Here is an 18,044-nt window from a genome sequence, read left to right as displayed (position 1 = left end):
AAGACCCTTATGTTTACTGGCTTCCTGCATTAACTCTTAACTGGAGTATGGGAATAATCCTGGCAAGTCGCAAAGTAACATAGTTAAAAATGTGTGGTAATTCGCATTTAAGAAAGCCCAATGGGAAAACATGTGATCAATGTTTCATTTACAAAAAAATCATAAAAATTTTGATTCTCATTTGGCGCTAAAGCCTGGAAACAAAAAAGGCTGCACCAGGCAGCCTTAAGTTTAAGTGAAGCGCGTAAACTCTATTTAAACGGCAGTTTGATATCTTTAAACATCGCCTCAATATCCTCGTTTGAGCGTAAGGCTACCGCTGTGTCCACCACGTCGCGCGTCAAATGTGGCGCAAAACGTTGTATAAAATCATACATATAACTACGCAGGAAGGTACTTCGACGGAAGCCAATTTTTGTGGTGCTGTTGGTAAAGATGTCAGCGGCTTCAATACGAATAAGGTCAGGATCGGCCACCGGGTCTACCGCCATGCTGGCAATAACCCCTACGCCCAGGCCCAGGCGAACATAAGTTTTGATGACGTCTGCGTCAGTGGCGGTGAAAACAATGCGTGGCGTTAATCCTGCGCGATTAAAGGCCGTATCCAGTTCAGAACGCCCGGTAAAGCCGAAGGTGTAAGTGACCAGAGGATACTCAGCCAGCTCCTCAATGGTCACCTGGCCTTTCCCCGCCAGCGGATGGTCAGCGGTGACGACAATCGCCCGGTTCCAGTGGTAGCAAGGCAGCATGATTAAGTCGTCATAGAGATGCAGTGCCTCGGTGGCAATCGCAAAATCCGCATTGCCCTTGGAGACCGCTTCGGCAATCTGAGTCGGGGAACCCTGATGCATGTGGAGTGAGACACGCGGATAACGCTCAATAAAGCCTTTGATCACGCCAGGCAGCGCATAGCGAGCCTGAGTGTGCGTGGTCGCCACATAGAGCGAGCCTTTATCCGGCCAGGTATGCTCACCCGCCACCGATTTGATCGCATCCACTTTTGAGAGCACTTCACGCGCTATACGAATGATCTCTTCACCTGCCGGCGTGATCTGGGTGAGATGTTTCCCGCTGCGGGCAAAGATTTGCACGCCCAGTTCATCTTCCAGCATGCGAACCTGTTTGCTGATGCCAGGCTGAGAGGTGTAGAGGCCTTCCGCTGTCGAAGAGACATTGAGATTATGGTTTACCACTTCGACGATATAGCGCAACTGCTGTAATTTCATATCTGTTCCATCCGGTAAGTTACAGAGTCGCATCCCCGGTTGACGTATAGTCGCTAGGGTAGAAAATGCTATGCATCAGGAAAGGTCGGAAATGCTATAACAACTATATCAGTTTACGTTAAAGAGTAGAACGGATTGATATAAGGCTCAGAAAAAGGCCAGCGAGCGCTGGCCTGAGTGGATTACTTCTTCGCGACCTGCCATTTACCGTCTATATAGAAGGCGGACCAGCCTGTTGCTTTGCCCTCTTTTTCAGAGGAAACATACTGCTGTTTGGTTTTACGGCTAAAGCGCACCATCGCTTTGTTACCTTCCGGATCGGCTGCTGGCGCGTCGGCCAGATATTTCAGCTTTTCAGGCAGACGATCTTTAAAGCGCTGAAGCTCTTCCACCAGCGGCGCACGCGTTTCGCGTGATTTCGGGAAGGTGTTGGCTGCAAGGAAAACGCCCGCTGCGCCGTCTCGCAACACGAAGTAAGCATCGGACTTCTCACACGCCAGCTCTGGCAGTGGAACCGGATCTTCTTTCGGTGGAGCAACCTCACCACTACGCAAAATCTTACGGGTGTTTTTGCACTCTTCATTGGTACACGCCATGTACTTCCCAAAGCGTCCCATCTTCAGGTGCATCTCAGAACCACACTTCTCACACTCCACTATCGGGCCGTCATAGCCTTTGATGCGGAACTCACCCTTCTCGATTTCGTAACCATCACACTCCGGGTTATTACCACAGACATGCAGTTTACGTTCGTTATCGATCAGATAGCTGTCCATGGCTGTGCCACACTTCTGGCAGCGGCGACGGGCACGCAGTGCGTTGGTTTCAGCATCATCCCCTTCCAGAATATTGAGAACTTCATTTTCCGGAATCAGGTTGATGGTCTGTTTGCAGCGTTCTTTAGGCGGCAGCGCGTAGCCAGAACAGCCCAGGAAGACGCCGGTACTGGCGGTGCGAATTCCCATCTGACGGCTACAGGTCGGACACTCGATTGAGGTCAGCACCATCTGGTTTGGCTGCATGCCACCCTCTTCAGGATCTTTCTCAGCCAGTTCAAGCTGCTGAGTAAAGTCGCTGAAGAAGTGGTCGAGCACCGCTTTCCATTGCGCCTCGTTATTGGCAACCTGGTCAAGGTTGCTCTCCATGCGGGCGGTGAAATCGTAATTCATCAGTTCGCGGAAGTTCTCTTCCAGACGATCGGTAACGATTTCACCCATTTTTTCCGCATAGAAACGGCGATTTTCCACCCTCACATAGCCACGATCCTGAATGGTCGAGATAATGGCTGCGTAGGTTGATGGACGGCCAATTCCGCGTTTCTCAAGCTCGCGCACCAGGGATGCTTCGCTGAAGCGCGCCGGTGGCTTGGTGAAGTGTTGACCCGGCTGCAGTGCTTTAAGGTCCAGAACATCCCCCACACTGACCGCAGGCAACGTACGATCTTCATCATTCTTGCGCAGCGCTGGCATCACTTTGGTCCAGCCGTCGAAACGCAGAATACGCCCTTTTGCTTTGAGTCTGAACTCACCCGCGGCGGCGGTGATGGTGCTGGAATCATATTTTGCCGGTGTCATCTGACAGGCAACAAACTGACGCCAGATAAGCTGATAGAGTTTCTGTGCATCCGCTTCCATATCTTTCAGCTGTTCCGCCACCACGTCCACATCAGAAGGACGAATCGCTTCATGCGCTTCCTGGGAGTTTTCTTTGCTGGCGTAAGTCACAGGATTGTCAGGCAGATATTTTTTACCGAAATTGCTTTCGATATAACCCCGTGCCATGGCGACCGCATCCTGACTCAGGTTGGTTGAATCGGTACGCATGTAAGTAATGTGACCCGCTTCGTACAGGCGCTGGGCCATCATCATGGTTTTCTTAACACCAAAGCCAAGACGGGTACTGGCAGCCTGCTGCAGCGTTGAGGTGATATAGGGCGCGCCCGGCTTACTGCTGGTCGGCTTATCTTCACGATCGACGATCTCATAACGCGCTTTTTCGAGCAGCGCGACGGCGGCGTAGGTTTCATCGCGATTGACCGGACGGAAGGCTTTATCGCCTTTGTGCGTCACATCCATCGACAGCTCATCACCTTTCGGCGTGCTTAGCGCGGCATTAACTTCCCAGTACTCTTCAGGCACAAAGGCTTTAATTTCTCGCTCACGCTCCACGACCAGACGCACGGCAACGGATTGAACACGTCCGGCAGAAAGACCACGGGCGATCTTTTTCCACAGCAGTGGTGAGACCATATAACCCACCACGCGGTCCATGAAACGACGCGCCTGTTGAGCATTAACCCTGTCAATATTCAGTTCGCCCGGCTTTTCAAACGCCTGACGAATCGCATTCTTCGTAATTTCGTTAAATACCACGCGGCTAAAGCGTGAGTCATCACCCCCGATCACTTCCCGCAGGTGCCAGGCAATAGCTTCCCCTTCGCGGTCAAGGTCGGTTGCGAGATAGATGTGGTCAGCATTGGCGGCTAATGCCTTCAGTTCCGCAACCACTTTCTCTTTGCCGGGCAGAATCTGATAATCCGCTTCCCAGCCGTGATAGGGGTCAACACCCATGCGGCTGACGAGTGCGGCTTTCTCATCTTTTTTTACTTTTTTGACTTTCTTGTCAGTCGCAGCGTCTTTGGCTTTCTTTTCAGTCGAGGCGTCAGCACTCTTCTTTGCGGTTGAACCACTGGTCGGCAGATCCCGGATATGACCGACGCTGGATTTAACCACGTAGTCATTGCCCAGATATTTATTGATTGTTTTAGCCTTTGCCGGGGACTCAACAATAACGAGTGCTTTACCCATATTTACCTTTACCTAATGAAAACATCCTGCTTAACGGGAGAGGATTGGATGCCCAAAAACCCATCGGGTTCAATATTGCTGCGCCTGTTTAACATTTCAAGGCGGAGGGGTCAATCTCAGAACAGATGATGCGGTGTAATGCAACTGCATGATAAGGCATACTTTTTCCATCTGAACTCTTCACACATCCCGGTGCAAAATCCCTGAAATCGGAATCGCCCACACTCTACCTGATAAAATCTGTTACGCAACCTAATTAGCACTCAGCCTGAACTTACGCCAGATTTCATCGTTCAGACCGATTTGTCATACCGTCTGGCACGCCAGTAATATAGAAAGGATTTGGGTGCTGTCAAAAAGGAACGAATAAATGGAGAGAACGACACAGGCTATTTCCCGCCAGGCGTTGCTGGAAAAGGCCAATACGCTGATCAAAGAGCATGACGATTATTTAGCAGGCATGCAGGCGGACGAGGTGACTCAGCAGGCCGATGTACTGGTCTTTCGCGGACCGTTTTTTCTTGACGCGGACGGACTGCCGACCGCGAAAACCACCGCCGTGTTTAACGTCTTTAAACACCTTGCAGTGGTGCTGTCGCCGCGCTATCACCTGGAATAAAACACCCGCACCTGAAATAAAAAACCCGGCACAGGCCGGGTTTCGCATCAGAGCAATGGCTTTTCACCACGCTGCCAGAGTTTCAGCAACAGCCGCTCGGCCACCGAACCGGCACTCTGGGTAAAGCGGTCCATCATTTTACGGCGACGGGCATAATGCACGCCAAGAACGTTGAACTGATCCATCTGACGAATGATCAAATCATCGCTGGTGCCAATTTCGTCAATCAGCCCCAGATTCAGCGCCTGACGGCCATACCAGTGTTCACCGGTTGCAACCTTATTGATATCGAGTGACGGGCGCATCTGGTGAACGAACTGTTTAAATAACAGGTGTGTTTCGTCAAGATCTTCCTGGAACTTCTCACGCCCTTCTTCGGTGTTTTCACCGAAGAGCGTCAGCGTACGCTTATATTGTCCGGCGGTATGCAGCTCAACATCGATATCGTTACGTTTCAGCAGGCGGTTGAAGTTAGGAATTTGCGCAACCACACCAATTGAGCCAATGATTGAGAACGGTGCTGCCACGATGCGGTCAGCTACGCAGGCCATCATGTATCCGCCGGAGGCCGCCACTTTATCCACGGCTGCCGTAATACGCAGTCCCTGATCGCGCAGACGCTGCAGCTGCGAGGCCGCCAGGCCATAGCCATGTACCACGCCGCCCGGACTTTCAAGACGCAACAGCACTTCATCGCCGGGCTGTTTTACGGCCAGTACTGCTGATATCTCTTCACGCAGTGAGGTCACCTCACCGGCATCCATGCTGCCTTTAAAATCGAGCACATAAAGGGTGGGTTTGACGCTGTCAGTCTGCCCCTGCTTCGCCGCCTGTTTTTCCGCTTTCGCTTTCAGCTTTTCGCTTTTTTTATGGTTTTTCAGCCAGACTTTTTGCGCCTGGGGTTTCATTTTTGCCAGCTGCAAATCCTCTTTCATCTGCTGATAGTCATCACCCAGATGCGTCAGGCGAAGCTGACCATTTTGTGCCCGCTTGCGCAGCGCAGCATTCATAATAATCATGACGATCGCGGCGACGGCAACCACCAGTGTCACCGCTTTCGCTAAAAACAGTCCATACGTTGAAATAAAATCCATCAGGTCGCCTTAGTTACAGAGAATCAAAAACAGTTCGCCAGTTTAGCCGTTTTGCCCTGCTCCGTCGCCTGAAATGCCAGCAGCCGGCACAGAATGCGCAGGTTGGCGATTGCGCCCATTCGTAAATTCAGGCATAAAGCGGAATCATGCTGTTTTCGCTGGAGGATCCCGCTGTGCACTATCAACCGAAAAGCGACCTGCTCAATCACCGTATTATCCTGGTCACGGGTGCTTCCGATGGTATTGGCCGGGAGGCGGCGCTGACTTACGCCCGTTATGGCGCTGAAGTGATCCTGATGGGCCGTAACGCTGATAAGCTTCAGCAGGTCGCACAGGCTATCAATCAACTTAATCAATGCCCTGCTCACACTGTGGTGTTCGATCTGGCCGATGCGACGCCGGAACGTTGCCATCAGATTGGAGAGCAACTGGCTCAGCAGTTTCCGCGTCTTGACGGCGTGCTGCACAACGCCGGTATCCTGGGTGAGATTGTGCCGCTGGCGGAACTGGACCCACAGATCTGGCAGGAGGTGATGAATATCAATCTGGATGCGACCTTCTTCCTGACCCAGGCACTGTTACCGCTGCTGTTAAAATCGGATGCCGGTTCACTGGTCTTTACCACCTCCAGCGTTGGCCGTACGGGTCGCGCGGGCTGGGGCGCTTATGCCGTCTCTAAATTTGCTACCGAAGGGATGATGCAGGTACTGGCTGATGAATATAAGACGCACTCGCTGCGGGTAAACTGTATCAACCCGGGCGGCACGCGCACCAAAATGCGCGCCAGTGCTTTCCCGCAGGAAGATGCTAATAAGCTGAAAACCCCTGCCGATCTGATGCCGCTCTACCTTTATCTGATGGGTGATGACAGCCGACGCAAAACCGGTATCAGCTTTGATGCACAGCCGGGCAGAAAACCGGGAGCCGCGGAATAATGGCTGACGATCGTCATCAACAACGTCAGCAACGTTTAAAAGAGCAGGTCGATGCGCGCATTGCAGCGGCCACCGAGGTTCGTGGCATCCTGATGGTGTTCACCGGCAATGGCAAAGGCAAAACCACGGCAGCCTTTGGCACAGCACTTCGCGCCACCGGACATGGCAAGCGAGCAGCAGCGATCCAGTTTATTAAAGGTGACTGGCCGAATGGCGAGCGAAACCTGCTGGAACAGCACGGTGTGGAGTTTCAGGTGATGGCAACCGGGTTTACGTGGGACACGCAGAACCGCGAAACGGATACCGCCGCCTGTCTGGCTGTGTGGCAGCATGCAAAGCGGATGCTGGCCGATGAGCAGATCGATCTGGTGGTGCTCGATGAAATCACCTATATGGTCAGCATGGATTATCTGCCGCTGGACGATCTGATCACCACCCTGCAACAGCGCCCGGCACATCAGAGCGTGATTATTACCGGACGAGGCTGTCATCGCAGCCTGACGGAGATGGCAGATACGGTAACGGAGATGCGGCCAGTGAAACACGCATTTGATGCCGGTATACAGGCTCAGCAGGGAATTGACTGGTAACAGAAAAAGAAAACGCAGCCACGGGGCTGCGTTTTTAGCATTCAGGCAACGCTATTAACCGGAGTTACGTTTGCTGCCCGGATTGCGGCGTGGCGCACGAGGTGTGCTGCTCACTTTAGTGTGCCGTTTCACGGCACGACGAATCTGGTTCGCCTTGGTACGACGACGATCTTTTTCGACCACCAGCTTAGTGACGGTTTCATCATCCAGCTCAACCAGGTTACGCAGGTAGTTTACCGCTGGCAGATCCAGTTCAGTCCAGCCACCACGTGGCAGGCCTTTTGGTAAGGTGATATCGCCATAGCGGACACGCATCAGACGACTGACCTGCACGCCGACCGCTTCCCACAAACGACGTACTTCACGATTACGTCCTTCGGTGAGGGTGACGTTATACCACTGGTTGATCCCTTCCCCGCCGCCAAACTTAAGCGTTTTAAACGCAGCCGGGCCATCTTCCAGCTGAACACCTTTACTCAGCTGACGAATTTTATCATCGTCGACCTGGCCAAAGACGCGCACTGCATATTCACGTTCCACTTCACGGCTCGGATGCATCAGGCGGTTCGCCAGTTCACCGTCGGTGGTGAAGAGCATCAGACCACAGGTGTTCACATCCAGACGGCCAACGGCAATCCAGCGTGAACCACGCAGACGAGGCAGGCGGTCAAACACCGTTGGGCGGCCTTCAGGATCGCTGCGGGTACAGAGTTCGCCTTCCGGTTTGTAGTAAGCCAGCACACGGCATACTTCGGTTGCGGATTCAGCAATCGATACCAGATGGCCATCAATACGGATTTTCAGGGATTTGCTGCTTTCGACGCGGTCGCCCAGTGTGGCGATCTTGCCGTCAACGCTGACACGGCCAGCAGCTATCATTGATTCGATTTCACGACGCGAGCCATGACCGGCACGCGCTAAGACTTTCTGTAACTTTTCGCTCATTGAGCTTCCTCTTTGTCGCCTTCCCAGGCGTCATGATTGGGTGATAATCCTTTCTAAATCAACAGGTTAACTTAGTAAGTTTGCCCCATTATACAGGCATTTAACGCTGATGTAACGTGCTTTATGAGCAGAGCAATGGCTTAATAATAGTTTGGTTTCTGATTGTTTTATATCTGATAATCTTTAATTTACATTTAAATAACATCACCCTTTATCATAAGAAAATATGTTTAATAAAACGCAGACATCAAAAACTTTATAGCTGAGCGTAATTAAATTTCTTAAGCATTCATTTCCAGGCAAAACAATGTTCTGATGATAAAAACCTTAACACTACCTTAAGCTTCTTTTGCTGGGCTCGTGCTTTTGATGCTCTGCAAAAAGCGCCAGTGCTAGTGTAAAAAACTGCCTGTTTGATTTTATCCATGACAAGCGATCGGTCGATATAAAAAAGGCAGTTGATTCCTTAGGGAGATTTATTTAAAACCTTATTTTCCGTAATATTTGTTTTTTATTAACTTTAATAAATTGTACGATACTATTAAGATGGTACACTTAATCTCAGCAGTACAATAAAAAAGCATAAAAACGCGATAAAGCGTTTTTGCAACATCAGCGTGTGGTTATGCCATACGTTAATAAAAATAGCGTTTTTTAATTAATCCAATAAACCGGCGCATCCGGAGTTGTTGCGTTAATACGGTTCAGTGATGAACCTTGCTTGCATGTCACAAATCTTCACCAGGGATTTTCCGACATGCCTGAATAAAGAAAACCATTATGAGAAACCTGTTTCTGTGCCCGGTGCTTGCTGCACTGGTCCTGAGCGGTTGCTCTGTGGGCCATACTGAGTACAGTCGCACGGCGATGCAGCACGTAGATATGAGCGTGACGGGCATTCCGACGATCCTCGGTCTCGGCACACTGGGCACCAGCATACCTCTGACGCCTGAATATAGCCTCACCGCTGCGCACGTTGCTAAAACTGCCGTACAGCGCGTGAAGTCATATCACCCTTATTGCGACCTTGCGATTATTTATCACAAGAATGATGCTAACACGCTGGCTAAATTCCGCAGCGGTGACATCGGCGATCCCGTTAAAATGTATGGCTACAGCTTTATTTCCGCGATGCCCGTTGAATCGACAGGGGTTAATTTAGCCCGCACGGCTATCAGGAATAACTGGAATAAAAGCCCCTGTATCGCCATGGCGTCTAACGCAGGCGTGGTTCAGGGAATGTCGGGCGGCGGCGTTTACAACCGTGATGATACGCTAAGCGGCGTTATTGTTGGCTATTCTGATTCGATTAAGAATGGTCGTAATAACAAAGTGATCCTGAAAGATGTGTCACTTTATATTCCTTACGGCCAGTTTAAGAGCTGGCTAGAGTCGAATCTGGCTCAGACACCGACCCGCGGTGTCTGAAGCCCGACTTAATTACAGGAACGGGCGGGTATCGCCCACCCCTTCACGCACAATTTCCGGTGCATCGGTGGTCAGATCGACCACCGTGGTCGGCTGCTGTCCCAGCGTGCCGCCGTCAATAATCAGATCGACCAGCTTACCAATGCTGTGCTGAATCTCTTCCGGATCGGACTCGGTGAAATCGTTGCCCGGCAGGATTAATGAGGTCGACATCATCGGCTGATTCAGGGCTTCCAGCAGCGCCAGTGCGACTGGATTGGAAGGCACGCGCAGACCAATGGTCTTACGCTTCTCATTCATCAGGCGACGCGGCACTTCTTTGGTCGCCTTAAGAATAAAGGTGTAGTTACCCGGCGTGTTGTTTTTCAGCAGACGAAAGGCGGAGTTGCCCACCTGCGAATAAACCGACAGTTCTGAGAGGTCACGGCACATCAGGGTGAAGTTGTGGTGCCCATCGAGCTGACGGATACGGCAAATGCGCTCCATCGCGCCCTTCTCTTCCAGCCGACAGCCCAGCGCATAGCCGGAATCGGTCGGATAGACGATGACGCTGCCTTTGTTCAGGTAGTCGACCGCCTGATTAATCAGGCGCGGCTGTGGGTTATCCGGATGAATGTGAAACAATTGACTCATAAAAACCTCGTGTCACCTTTCCGTGATTGCCAGGCTGGGAGCGAGATCCGGGAAGCGTTCCCAGACCGGCTCAACCGCCGCGGGCAGCCAGAGTTTGCGGCCCAACTCAATCCACGGGCAGGGTTGATGAAAATCAGAACCTTGTGATGCGGCCAGTTCATTATCTCTGGCGTATTGCGCCAGTGTCGTGCGCTCATTAGGTGGCTGCTGGCACTGTGCGACTTCCATCGCATCGCCCCCCGCTTCGCGGAAATGGGCGACCAGTCGTTTAAGCCACTTTGCCGATAAACCGTAACGGCCAGGATGCGCCAGCACGGCACAACCACCAGAATGATGAATCGCATCAATAGCTTGTTTAATTGTACACCATTGTGGCGGCACGTAGCCGGTTTTGCCACGCGCCAGATAATTTTTGAATACCTGCACCATGTTCTCAGCTTTGCCCTGCTCAATCAGAAAGCGGGCAAAGTGACCACGGGTAATGATGCCGCCATCTGCCAGTCGCATCGCTCCCGCCAGCGCATCCGGAATACGCGCCCTGGCCAGTCGTTCACCGATCTCTTCGGCCCGTATCCGACGGCACGCATGTTGTCCGGCCAGAAAGGTCACCATCGCCGGATGGTGGATATCAATGTTCAGGCCCACGATGTGAATCTCATGGTTCTCCCAGAGTGTGGAGATCTCTGCACCTGCCAGCACCTTTATCGGTAAATCCTGGTCGAGTGCCGTTTGCTGCGCTTCTTCTACACCTGCAACGCTGTCGTGATCGGTGATCGCCAGTACGCCGACGCGCATCTCTACAGCTCGCTGCACCAGCGCAGCTGGCGTCAGAAAGCCATCGGAGGCACGCGTGTGACTGTGTAAATCGTAAACCGGGAAACGGGCGATATCGCTCAAAAGAACTCCTGCTAATACTAAACCGGCCAGCATGATAACGATTTTAATGCTCAGTGAAAAAGGCTATTGACTTTTCCGCGCTGAACCCGTTAACTAGTACACAAGTTCACACGTAACGGGTATTGAATCATGGCTGTTGTAATCACGCATTTAAACGGTTGGCGCGATGTTCCCGAATACGGGCGACTGGGTCGTGCACACTTTGCGTAAACGCTGTGCTAATACCTGAGCCCGCCACCGAGCGGGCTTTTTTTTGAGCGAAATTCAGAGAAATCATCATGCCAAATGCGAAACCTACAGTGAAGTTGATTACCGGCAACGCGCCCTACCGCGAAGATCCGGCCGCAGTGTTTCATCAGCTGTGCGGCGCACGTCCGGCAACCCTGCTGCTCGAATCTGCTGACATCGACAGCAAGCGCAATTTGAAAAGCCTGCTGATTGTCGACAGCGCGCTGCGTATCAGCGCCATGGGTAATACGGTTACCGTTCAGGCGCTGTCAGAAAATGGCCGCGCCGTGCTGCCACTGCTGGATGAGGCGCTGCCCGCCTCCGTCAGCAATCAGGTCCGTCCCGATGGACGCGAGCTGACTTTCCCGCAGAGCACCGATCATCAGCAGGATGAAGATTCCCGCCTTAAGGCCCTGTCGGTGTTTGATGCATTGCGTCTGATTCCACAGCTGGTTAACTCCTCTGCCGACGAACGTGAAGCCGTGCTGCTGGGAGGCTTGTTCGCTTATGATCTGGTGGCAGGTTTTGAAACCCTGCCGGAGCTGGATAATCAGCAACGCTGCCCCGACTACTGTTTTTACCTGGCAGAGACCTTACTGGTGATCGATCACCAGACCCGCAGCGCGCGTCTGCAGGCCAGCCTGTTCTGCCCGTCCACCAGCGAATTCCAGCGCCTGCAACGTCGCATTGAGCAGCTCCATGGTCAGATGCTGCAGCCTGCTCCGGCCCTGCCGGTTCAGACGGTAGAGCAGATGTCGCTGACGACCAGCCAGAGTGATGAAGAGTACTGCGACGTGGTTCGCACCATGCAGCAGGCGATTCGCATCGGCGAGATTTTCCAGGTCGTGCCGTCGCGCCGCTTCTCACTGCCGTGCCCGTCACCGCTGGCCGCCTACGACACGCTGAAAAACAGCAACCCAAGCCCGTACATGTTTTTCATGCAGGATCAGGATTTCTCCCTGTTTGGCGCGTCGCCTGAAAGCTCGCTGAAGTATGACGCCACCTCGCGTCAGATTGAGATCTACCCGATTGCCGGTACCCGTCCACGTGGCCGCCATGCAGATGGTTCACTGGACCGCGATCTCGACAGCCGCATTGAACTGGAGATGCGCACCGACCATAAAGAGCTGGCTGAACATCTGATGCTGGTGGATCTGGCGCGTAACGATCTGGCGCGTATCTGCGTGCCTGGCAGCCGTTATGTCGCTGACCTGACCAAAGTCGACCGCTACTCGTTTGTGATGCATCTGGTTTCCCGCGTCGTGGGCACGCTGCGCGCCGACCTCGACGTCCTGCACGCCTATCGCGCCTGTATGAACATGGGCACGCTAAGTGGTGCACCTAAGGTTCGTGCCATGCAGCTGATTGCCGGTGCTGAACGCACGCGTCGCGGCAGCTATGGCGGCGCGGTGGGTTACTTCACTGCCCAGGGCGATCTCGATACCTGTATCGTTATTCGTTCGGCCTATGTCGAAGACGGCGTTGCCACCGTGCAGGCGGGCGCCGGTGTGGTGCTGGACTCTAATCCGCAGGCTGAAGCGGATGAAAGCCGCAATAAAGCCCGCGCCGTACTGCGCGCTATTGCAACTGCCCATCACTGCAAGGAGATCTTCTGATGGCCGATATTCTGCTGCTCGATAACATCGACTCATTTACCTATAACCTGGTTGATCAGCTGCGGACCTTTGGTCACAACGTGGTGATTTATCGCAACAATCTTCCCGCTGAACTGTTAATTGAACAGCTGCAGCGGATGGAAAATCCGGTGCTGATGCTCTCCCCCGGCCCCGGTGCACCAAAAGATGCTGGCTGTATGCCGGCGCTGCTGCGGGTGCTGCGCGGTCGTCTGCCAATTATCGGTATCTGTCTGGGGCATCAGGCAATTGTCGAAGCCTATGGCGGCCATGTGGGTCAGGCAGGCGAGATCCTGCACGGCAAAGCCTCTTCCATCGTTCATGACGGCGAAGCCATGTTTAACGGCCTGAGTAATCCACTGCCGGTGGCGCGCTATCACTCGCTGGTGGGCAGCAACACGCCGGATGAGCTGACGGTCAACGCCAGTTACAACGGGATGGTCATGGCTGTTCGCCATGAAGCCGATCGCGTCTGCGGTTTCCAGTTCCATCCAGAATCGATTTTGACTTCTCAGGGCGCGCGTCTGCTTGAACAGACGCTGGCCTGGGCGCTGGCGAAGTAACAGGGAGAATAACGATGCAACAGACACTGGAAAAACTTTACCAGGCGCAGACGCTGAATCAGGCTGAAAGTCATGCGCTGTTCAGCGCCATTATTACCGGACAGCTGGAGCCCACGCAGCTTGCTGCCGCGCTGGTTGCCATGAAAGTACGCGGTGAAACGCCGGAAGAGATTGCCGGAGCCGCCACGGCGCTGCTGGAAGATGCCAAACCGTTTCCCCGCCCGGATTACGCGTTTGCCGATATCGTGGGCACCGGTGGAGATGGCAGTAACAGCATTAATATCTCGACGGCCAGCGCCTTTGTGGCCGCGACCTGCGGTCTGAAAGTCGCTAAGCACGGCAACCGCAGCGTCTCCAGTAAATCGGGTTCATCGGATCTGCTGGCCGCTTTTGGTATTAATCTTGATATGCCCGCTGACCGTGCGCGCCAGGCGCTGGACGATCTGAACGTCTGCTTCCTGTTTGCGCCCCAGTACCACACCGGCTTTCGCCACGCGATGCCGGTCCGTCAGCAGCTGAAGACCCGTACGCTATTTAATGTGTTAGGTCCGCTGATCAACCCGGCGCGCCCTCCACTGGCAGTAATCGGTGTTTATAGCCCGGACCTGGTGATGCCGATTGCCCAGACGCTGAAAGTGCTGGGTTATCAGCGCGCCGCAGTGGTTCACGGTTGCGGCATGGATGAAGTGGCGCTGCACGATGTGACACACGTGGCTGAACTCCGTGAAGGGGAAATCACCCGCTATCAGCTTTCGCCAGAAGACTTTGGTTTTGGCTTCCATCCCAAAGAAGCGCTGGCGGGCGGCACGCCGGAAGAAAATCGTGACATTCTGACGGCTTTACTCCAGGGTAATGGCCAGCAGGCCCATGAGGAGGCGGTCGCCGTCAACGTGGCGATGTTGCTTAAAGTATTTGGTCAGGAAGATCTGCGTGAAAACGCACAGCAGGCGCTTAACGCCATCCGCAGCGGACAGGCTTATGAGCGTGTAGTCGCACTGGCAGCAAGAGGATAATCATGAAAGGCACCGTGTTAGAAAAAATTGTTCAGGACAAAGCGATTTGGGTTGAAGCCCGCCAGCAGCAGCAGCCTCTTTCCACCTTTCAGAACAGCATTGAACCTGCCAGCCGTCATTTCTACGACGCGCTGCAGGGCGCAAGAACCGCGTTTATCCTGGAGTGTAAAAAAGCGTCACCCTCAAAAGGCGTGATTCGCGAGGATTTCGATCCAGCCGCCATTGCCGGGGTTTACCGCCATTACGCTTCCGCGGTGTCCGTGCTGACTGATGAGAAATATTTTCAGGGCGACTTCGCCTTTCTGCCGATTGTCAGCGCTGCAATCACCCAGCCTGTGCTGTGCAAAGATTTTATCATCGACCCTTATCAGATCTATCTTGCCCGCTACTACCAGGCGGATGCGATCCTGCTGATGCTGTCGGTACTTGACGATGAGCAGTATCGTCAACTGGCCGCCGTGGCGCACAGCCTGAAGATGGGCATTCTGACGGAAGTGAGTAATGAAGAGGAGCTTGAGCGGGCTATCGCGCTGCAGGCTAAAGTCGTGGGAATTAACAACCGCGACCTGCGTGACCTCTCTATTGATCTCAACCGTACCCGCCAACTGGCGCCACGCCTGTCGCACGGCGTGACGGTCATCAGCGAATCGGGTATTAACAGCTACGCTGATATTCGCGAGCTGAGCCACTTTGCGAATGGCTTCCTGATTGGCTCAGCCCTGATGGAAGAAGCTGACCTGACGGGTGCGGTGCGTCGCGTCACGCTGGGCAGCAATAAAGTGTGCGGCTTAACCCGTGACGAAGATGCACGTGCTGCGTATGAAGCTGGCGCGATCTACGGTGGTCTGATTTTCGCTGAAGGTTCACCGCGCCAGATCGACACCGCCACTGCACTTACCGTGATTGCTGCCGCGCCGCTGCGCTATGTCGGCGTATTCCGCAACAACTCAGTTAGTGACATTGTCACGCATGCCACCGAACTTTCACTGTCCGCAGTGCAGTTACATGGCAATGAGACACCGGAATTTGTGGCCGAACTGCGTGCGGTGCTGCCCGCAGAGATTCAGATCTGGAAAGCGCTGCGCATTGAAGGCACGTTACCGGCGCGCGACTGGCCCCATGTTGACCGCTATGTCTTTGATAATGGCGATGGCGGCACCGGACAGCGTTTCGACTGGTCGCTGTTGCAGGGTCAGACGCTGAACGATGTGCTGCTGGCCGGTGGCCTGAGCGCAGATAACTGTGTTGAAGCCGCGCAGCTGGGCTGTGCCGGACTGGACTTCAACTCTGGCGTGGAAAGTGCGCCTGGCATCAAAGATGCCCGTAAAATTGCCGCTGTGTTTCAGACACTGCGTGCCTACTGATTTGCCCGGCCTGCTCCACAGCGGGCCCGAGAAAGGAAGATAAAAATGACGTTACTGAATCCCTATTTTGGCGAGTTTGGCGGAATGTATGTTCCGCAGATCCTGATGCCCGCTCTTCAGCAGCTGGAACAGGCGTTTGTCGACGCCCAGAAAGATCCTGAGTTTCAGGCCGAATTTACCGACCTGCTGAAGAACTATGCGGGTCGTCCTACTGCCCTGACGCTGTGCAAAAACCTGACAAAAGGCACGAAAACCCGCCTCTACCTGAAGCGTGAAGATCTGCTGCATGGTGGCGCGCACAAAACCAACCAGGTGCTGGGTCAGGCGCTGTTAGCCAAACGCATGGGCAAAAACGAAATCATTGCCGAAACCGGTGCCGGTCAGCACGGTGTGGCTTCCGCGCTAGCCTGTGCGCTGCTGGGCATGAAATGCCGCATCTATATGGGTGCGAAAGATGTCGAGCGTCAGTCACCTAACGTATTCCGTATGCGTCTGATGGGCGCAGAAGTGATCCCGGTTCACAGCGGCTCCGCCACGCTCAAAGATGCCTGTAACGAAGCGCTGCGCGACTGGTCTGGCAGCTACGAGACCTCTCACTACATGCTCGGCACCGCGGCGGGTCCGCACCCCTTCCCGACCATTGTGCGTGAGTTCCAGCGCATGATCGGCGAAGAGACTAAAAAGCAGATTCTGGAAAGAGAGGGCCGTCTGCCAGACGCCATCCTCGCCTGTGTGGGTGGCGGCTCCAACGCTATCGGGATGTTTGCCGACTTTATCGACGAACCCGGCGTGAAGCTGATTGGCGTTGAGCCTGCCGGCCACGGCATTGAGACCGGCGAGCATGGCGCACCGCTTAAGCACGGCCGCGTCGGTATCTACTTCGGAATGAAATCACCGATGATGCAAACGCATGATGGCCAGATTGAAGAGTCTTACTCGATTTCTGCCGGTCTCGACTTCCCTTCAGTTGGTCCGCAGCATGCGCACCTGAACAGCATCGGTCGTGCAGAATATGTCTCCATTACCGATAACGAAGCAATGGACGCGTTTAAACAGCTGTGTCGTGCGGAAGGTATCATTCCGGCGCTGGAATCCTCTCACGCCCTGGCGCACGCTATGAAGATGATTCACGCCGAACCGGAAAAAGAGCAGTTGATTGTCGTTAACCTCTCTGGCCGTGGCGACAAAGATATTTTCACCGTCCATGATATTTTGACAGCGCAGGGAGAAATCTGATGGAACGTTACAATCAACTTTTTACCCGTCTGTCAGCGAACAACGAAGGGGCTTTCGTTCCTTTTGTGACGCTGGGCGACCCTTCTCCTGAGCTTTCACTGCGCGTGATTGACGCCCTCGTTGAAGGTGGCGCGGATGCGCTGGAGCTGGGCATTCCCTTCTCCGATCCGCTGGCGGATGGGCCGACCATTCAGAACGCAACATTGCGCGCCTTTGCGGCGGGCACCAACACCAGCCAGTGTTTTGAAATGCTGGCGACTATCCGCCGGAAATACCCGGATTTGCCGATTGGATTACTCATGTACGCCAATCTGGTCTTCACTAACGGCGTGGATGCGTTTTATGCCCGTTGTGCTGAAGCGGGTGTCGATTCGGTTCTGGTGGCGGATGTCCCGGTTGAAGAGTCAGCGCCTTTCCGCCAGGCGGCTCTGCGTCACGGCGTTGCCCCTATCTTTATTTGTCCGCCTAACGCCAGCGATGACCTGCTGCGCGAGATTGCGTCGCACGGCCGGGGTTATACCTACCTGCTGTCACGCGCCGGTGTCACGGGGGCGGAAAATCGCGCCAGCCTGCCGCTGAAGCATCTGATCGACAAGCTGCGCGAATACCACGCGGCGCCACCGCTGCAGGGCTTTGGGATTTCAGAGCCTGAACAGGTGAAAGAAGCGATTGCTTCCGGCGCCGCAGGTGCGATCTCCGGTTCTGCGATTGTCAAAATCATTGAAAAGCATCATGCAGAACCTGAAGTGATGCTGAGCGAACTGAAAAATTTCGTCAGCCGCCTCAAAGCCGCCAGCCGTTAATCCTGCCAGCATGCCTTATCCCACGATAA

At 53.8% G+C, this 18,044-nt stretch carries 14 protein-coding genes, 1 pseudogene and 1 other annotated feature; of the genes and pseudogenes, 9 read left to right on the top strand and 6 right to left on the bottom strand.

The genetic code is table 11. From position 1 onward, the window contains the following. Nucleotides 1–251 precede the first annotated feature (251 nt). Both cysB and topA read right to left on the bottom strand, forming a co-directional pair. A complete protein-coding gene (cysB, locus tag KTJ90_RS09085) occupies nucleotides 252–1,226 on the bottom strand; it encodes an HTH-type transcriptional regulator CysB (protein WP_499026356.1) in 975 nt (324 codons plus the stop codon). 182 nt (nucleotides 1,227–1,408) lie between these two features. Next, a complete protein-coding gene (gene topA / locus KTJ90_RS09080; RefSeq protein WP_499026354.1) occupies nucleotides 1,409–4,033 on the bottom strand; it encodes a type I DNA topoisomerase in 2,625 nt (874 codons plus the stop codon). A 370-nt stretch (nucleotides 4,034–4,403) separates the two neighbouring features. Here topA and KTJ90_RS09075 point away from each other — a divergent pair, with 370 nt between their 5' ends. Next, on the top strand, nucleotides 4,404–4,652 hold the full coding sequence (locus KTJ90_RS09075; protein WP_003853871.1) for a YciN family protein: 249 nt from the start codon (nucleotides 4,404–4,406) through the stop codon (nucleotides 4,650–4,652). Nucleotides 4,653–4,699: 47 nt separating this feature from the next. On the opposite strand, the gene sohB is transcribed toward KTJ90_RS09075, so the two are convergent. Next, complete coding sequence (gene sohB / locus KTJ90_RS09070) at nucleotides 4,700–5,746, bottom strand: protease SohB (protein WP_008925280.1); 1,047 nt, start codon at nucleotides 5,744–5,746, stop codon at nucleotides 4,700–4,702. Nucleotides 5,747–5,919: 173 nt separating this feature from the next. Between sohB and KTJ90_RS09065 the strand changes: the two genes are divergently transcribed. Then, a complete protein-coding gene (locus KTJ90_RS09065; RefSeq protein ID WP_003853876.1) occupies nucleotides 5,920–6,681 on the top strand; it encodes a YciK family oxidoreductase in 762 nt (253 codons plus the stop codon). Continuing rightward, entirely contained in the window at nucleotides 6,681–7,271 is a 591-nt protein-coding gene (gene cobO / locus KTJ90_RS09060; RefSeq protein ID WP_003853878.1) for a cob(I)yrinic acid a,c-diamide adenosyltransferase, read from the top strand. Before KTJ90_RS09065 ends, cobO begins: the two co-directional genes overlap by 1 nt. A 54-nt stretch (nucleotides 7,272–7,325) precedes the next feature. Here the strand turns inward: cobO and rluB are convergent, their stop codons facing one another. After that, nucleotides 7,326–8,216, bottom strand: coding sequence for a 23S rRNA pseudouridine(2605) synthase RluB (gene rluB, locus KTJ90_RS09055; protein ID WP_003853880.1), 891 nt, complete (start codon nucleotides 8,214–8,216; stop codon nucleotides 7,326–7,328). Nucleotides 8,217–8,996: 780 nt separating this feature from the next. Here rluB and KTJ90_RS09050 point away from each other — a divergent pair. After that, nucleotides 8,997–9,644, top strand: coding sequence for a hypothetical protein (locus KTJ90_RS09050; protein ID WP_008925283.1), 648 nt, complete (start codon nucleotides 8,997–8,999; stop codon nucleotides 9,642–9,644). Between the two features lie 12 nt (nucleotides 9,645–9,656). Here KTJ90_RS09050 and KTJ90_RS09045 read toward each other — a convergent pair whose 3' ends face one another. Together KTJ90_RS09045 and rnm are read right to left on the bottom strand one after the other, a co-directional pair. Further along, nucleotides 9,657–10,277 carry an L-threonylcarbamoyladenylate synthase gene (locus tag KTJ90_RS09045; protein ID WP_003853883.1) on the bottom strand — a complete coding sequence of 207 codons (621 nt, stop codon included), beginning with the start codon at nucleotides 10,275–10,277 and terminating at the stop codon, nucleotides 9,657–9,659. A 12-nt stretch (nucleotides 10,278–10,289) separates the two neighbouring features. Further along, the gene (rnm, locus tag KTJ90_RS09040; RefSeq protein ID WP_003853885.1) at nucleotides 10,290–11,174 is read right to left on the bottom strand and encodes an RNase RNM; all 885 of its coding nucleotides are present in this window, start codon (nucleotides 11,172–11,174) and stop codon (nucleotides 10,290–10,292) included. Between the two features lie 153 nt (nucleotides 11,175–11,327). Continuing rightward, nucleotides 11,328–11,429: a sequence feature (Trp leader region), on the top strand. Between the two features lie 23 nt (nucleotides 11,430–11,452). Between rnm and KTJ90_RS09035 the strand changes: the two genes are divergently transcribed. From KTJ90_RS09035 to trpA, 5 genes and pseudogenes are all read left to right on the top strand, one after another. After that, nucleotides 11,453–13,018, top strand: a complete 1,566-nt coding sequence (locus KTJ90_RS09035) for an anthranilate synthase component 1 (protein WP_003853887.1) — start codon at nucleotides 11,453–11,455, stop codon at nucleotides 13,016–13,018. Further along, a pseudogene (trpD, locus tag KTJ90_RS09030) lies at nucleotides 13,018–14,612 on the top strand (bifunctional anthranilate synthase glutamate amidotransferase component TrpG/anthranilate phosphoribosyltransferase TrpD). The gene KTJ90_RS09035 and the pseudogene trpD overlap by 1 nt, the downstream one beginning before the upstream one ends. Nucleotides 14,613–14,614: 2 nt before the next feature. Continuing rightward, nucleotides 14,615–15,976, top strand: coding sequence for a bifunctional indole-3-glycerol-phosphate synthase TrpC/phosphoribosylanthranilate isomerase TrpF (trpCF, locus tag KTJ90_RS09025; RefSeq protein WP_003853888.1), 1,362 nt, complete (start codon nucleotides 14,615–14,617; stop codon nucleotides 15,974–15,976). 45 nt (nucleotides 15,977–16,021) lie between these two features. Continuing rightward, the gene (trpB, locus tag KTJ90_RS09020; RefSeq protein ID WP_003853891.1) at nucleotides 16,022–17,212 is read left to right on the top strand and encodes a tryptophan synthase subunit beta; all 1,191 of its coding nucleotides are present in this window, start codon (nucleotides 16,022–16,024) and stop codon (nucleotides 17,210–17,212) included. Beyond that, nucleotides 17,212–18,015 (top strand): tryptophan synthase subunit alpha, encoded by an 804-nt coding sequence (gene trpA / locus KTJ90_RS09015; protein WP_078804458.1) that lies wholly within the window; start codon nucleotides 17,212–17,214, stop codon nucleotides 18,013–18,015. The genes trpB and trpA overlap by 1 nt, the downstream gene beginning before the upstream one ends. Nucleotides 18,016–18,044 lie beyond the last annotated feature (29 nt).

This window comes from Pantoea jilinensis, assembly GCF_019104105.1.
GTDB lineage: Bacteria > Pseudomonadota > Gammaproteobacteria > Enterobacterales > Enterobacteriaceae > Pantoea > Pantoea eucalypti.
Note: the sequence above shows the minus strand (reverse complement) of the source record. Positions and strands in the feature narration are given on the sequence as shown.

Coding starts and splice junctions, on each gene's coding strand:
- cysB (WP_499026356.1), bottom strand. CDS start 1,226: ATGAAATTACAGCAGTTGCGCTATATCGTCGAAGTGGTAAACCATAAT.
- topA (WP_499026354.1), bottom strand. CDS start 4,033: ATGGGTAAAGCACTCGTTATTGTTGAGTCCCCGGCAAAGGCTAAAACA.
- KTJ90_RS09075 (WP_003853871.1), top strand. CDS start 4,404: ATGGAGAGAACGACACAGGCTATTTCCCGCCAGGCGTTGCTGGAAAAG.
- sohB (WP_008925280.1), bottom strand. CDS start 5,746: ATGGATTTTATTTCAACGTATGGACTGTTTTTAGCGAAAGCGGTGACA.
- cobO (WP_003853878.1), top strand. CDS start 6,681: ATGGCTGACGATCGTCATCAACAACGTCAGCAACGTTTAAAAGAGCAG.
- rluB (WP_003853880.1), bottom strand. CDS start 8,216: ATGAGCGAAAAGTTACAGAAAGTCTTAGCGCGTGCCGGTCATGGCTCG.
- KTJ90_RS09050 (WP_008925283.1), top strand. CDS start 8,997: ATGAGAAACCTGTTTCTGTGCCCGGTGCTTGCTGCACTGGTCCTGAGC.
- KTJ90_RS09045 (WP_003853883.1), bottom strand. CDS start 10,277: ATGAGTCAATTGTTTCACATTCATCCGGATAACCCACAGCCGCGCCTG.
- KTJ90_RS09035 (WP_003853887.1), top strand. CDS start 11,453: ATGCCAAATGCGAAACCTACAGTGAAGTTGATTACCGGCAACGCGCCC.
- trpCF (WP_003853888.1), top strand. CDS start 14,615: ATGAAAGGCACCGTGTTAGAAAAAATTGTTCAGGACAAAGCGATTTGG.
- trpB (WP_003853891.1), top strand. CDS start 16,022: ATGACGTTACTGAATCCCTATTTTGGCGAGTTTGGCGGAATGTATGTT.
- trpA (WP_078804458.1), top strand. CDS start 17,212: ATGGAACGTTACAATCAACTTTTTACCCGTCTGTCAGCGAACAACGAA.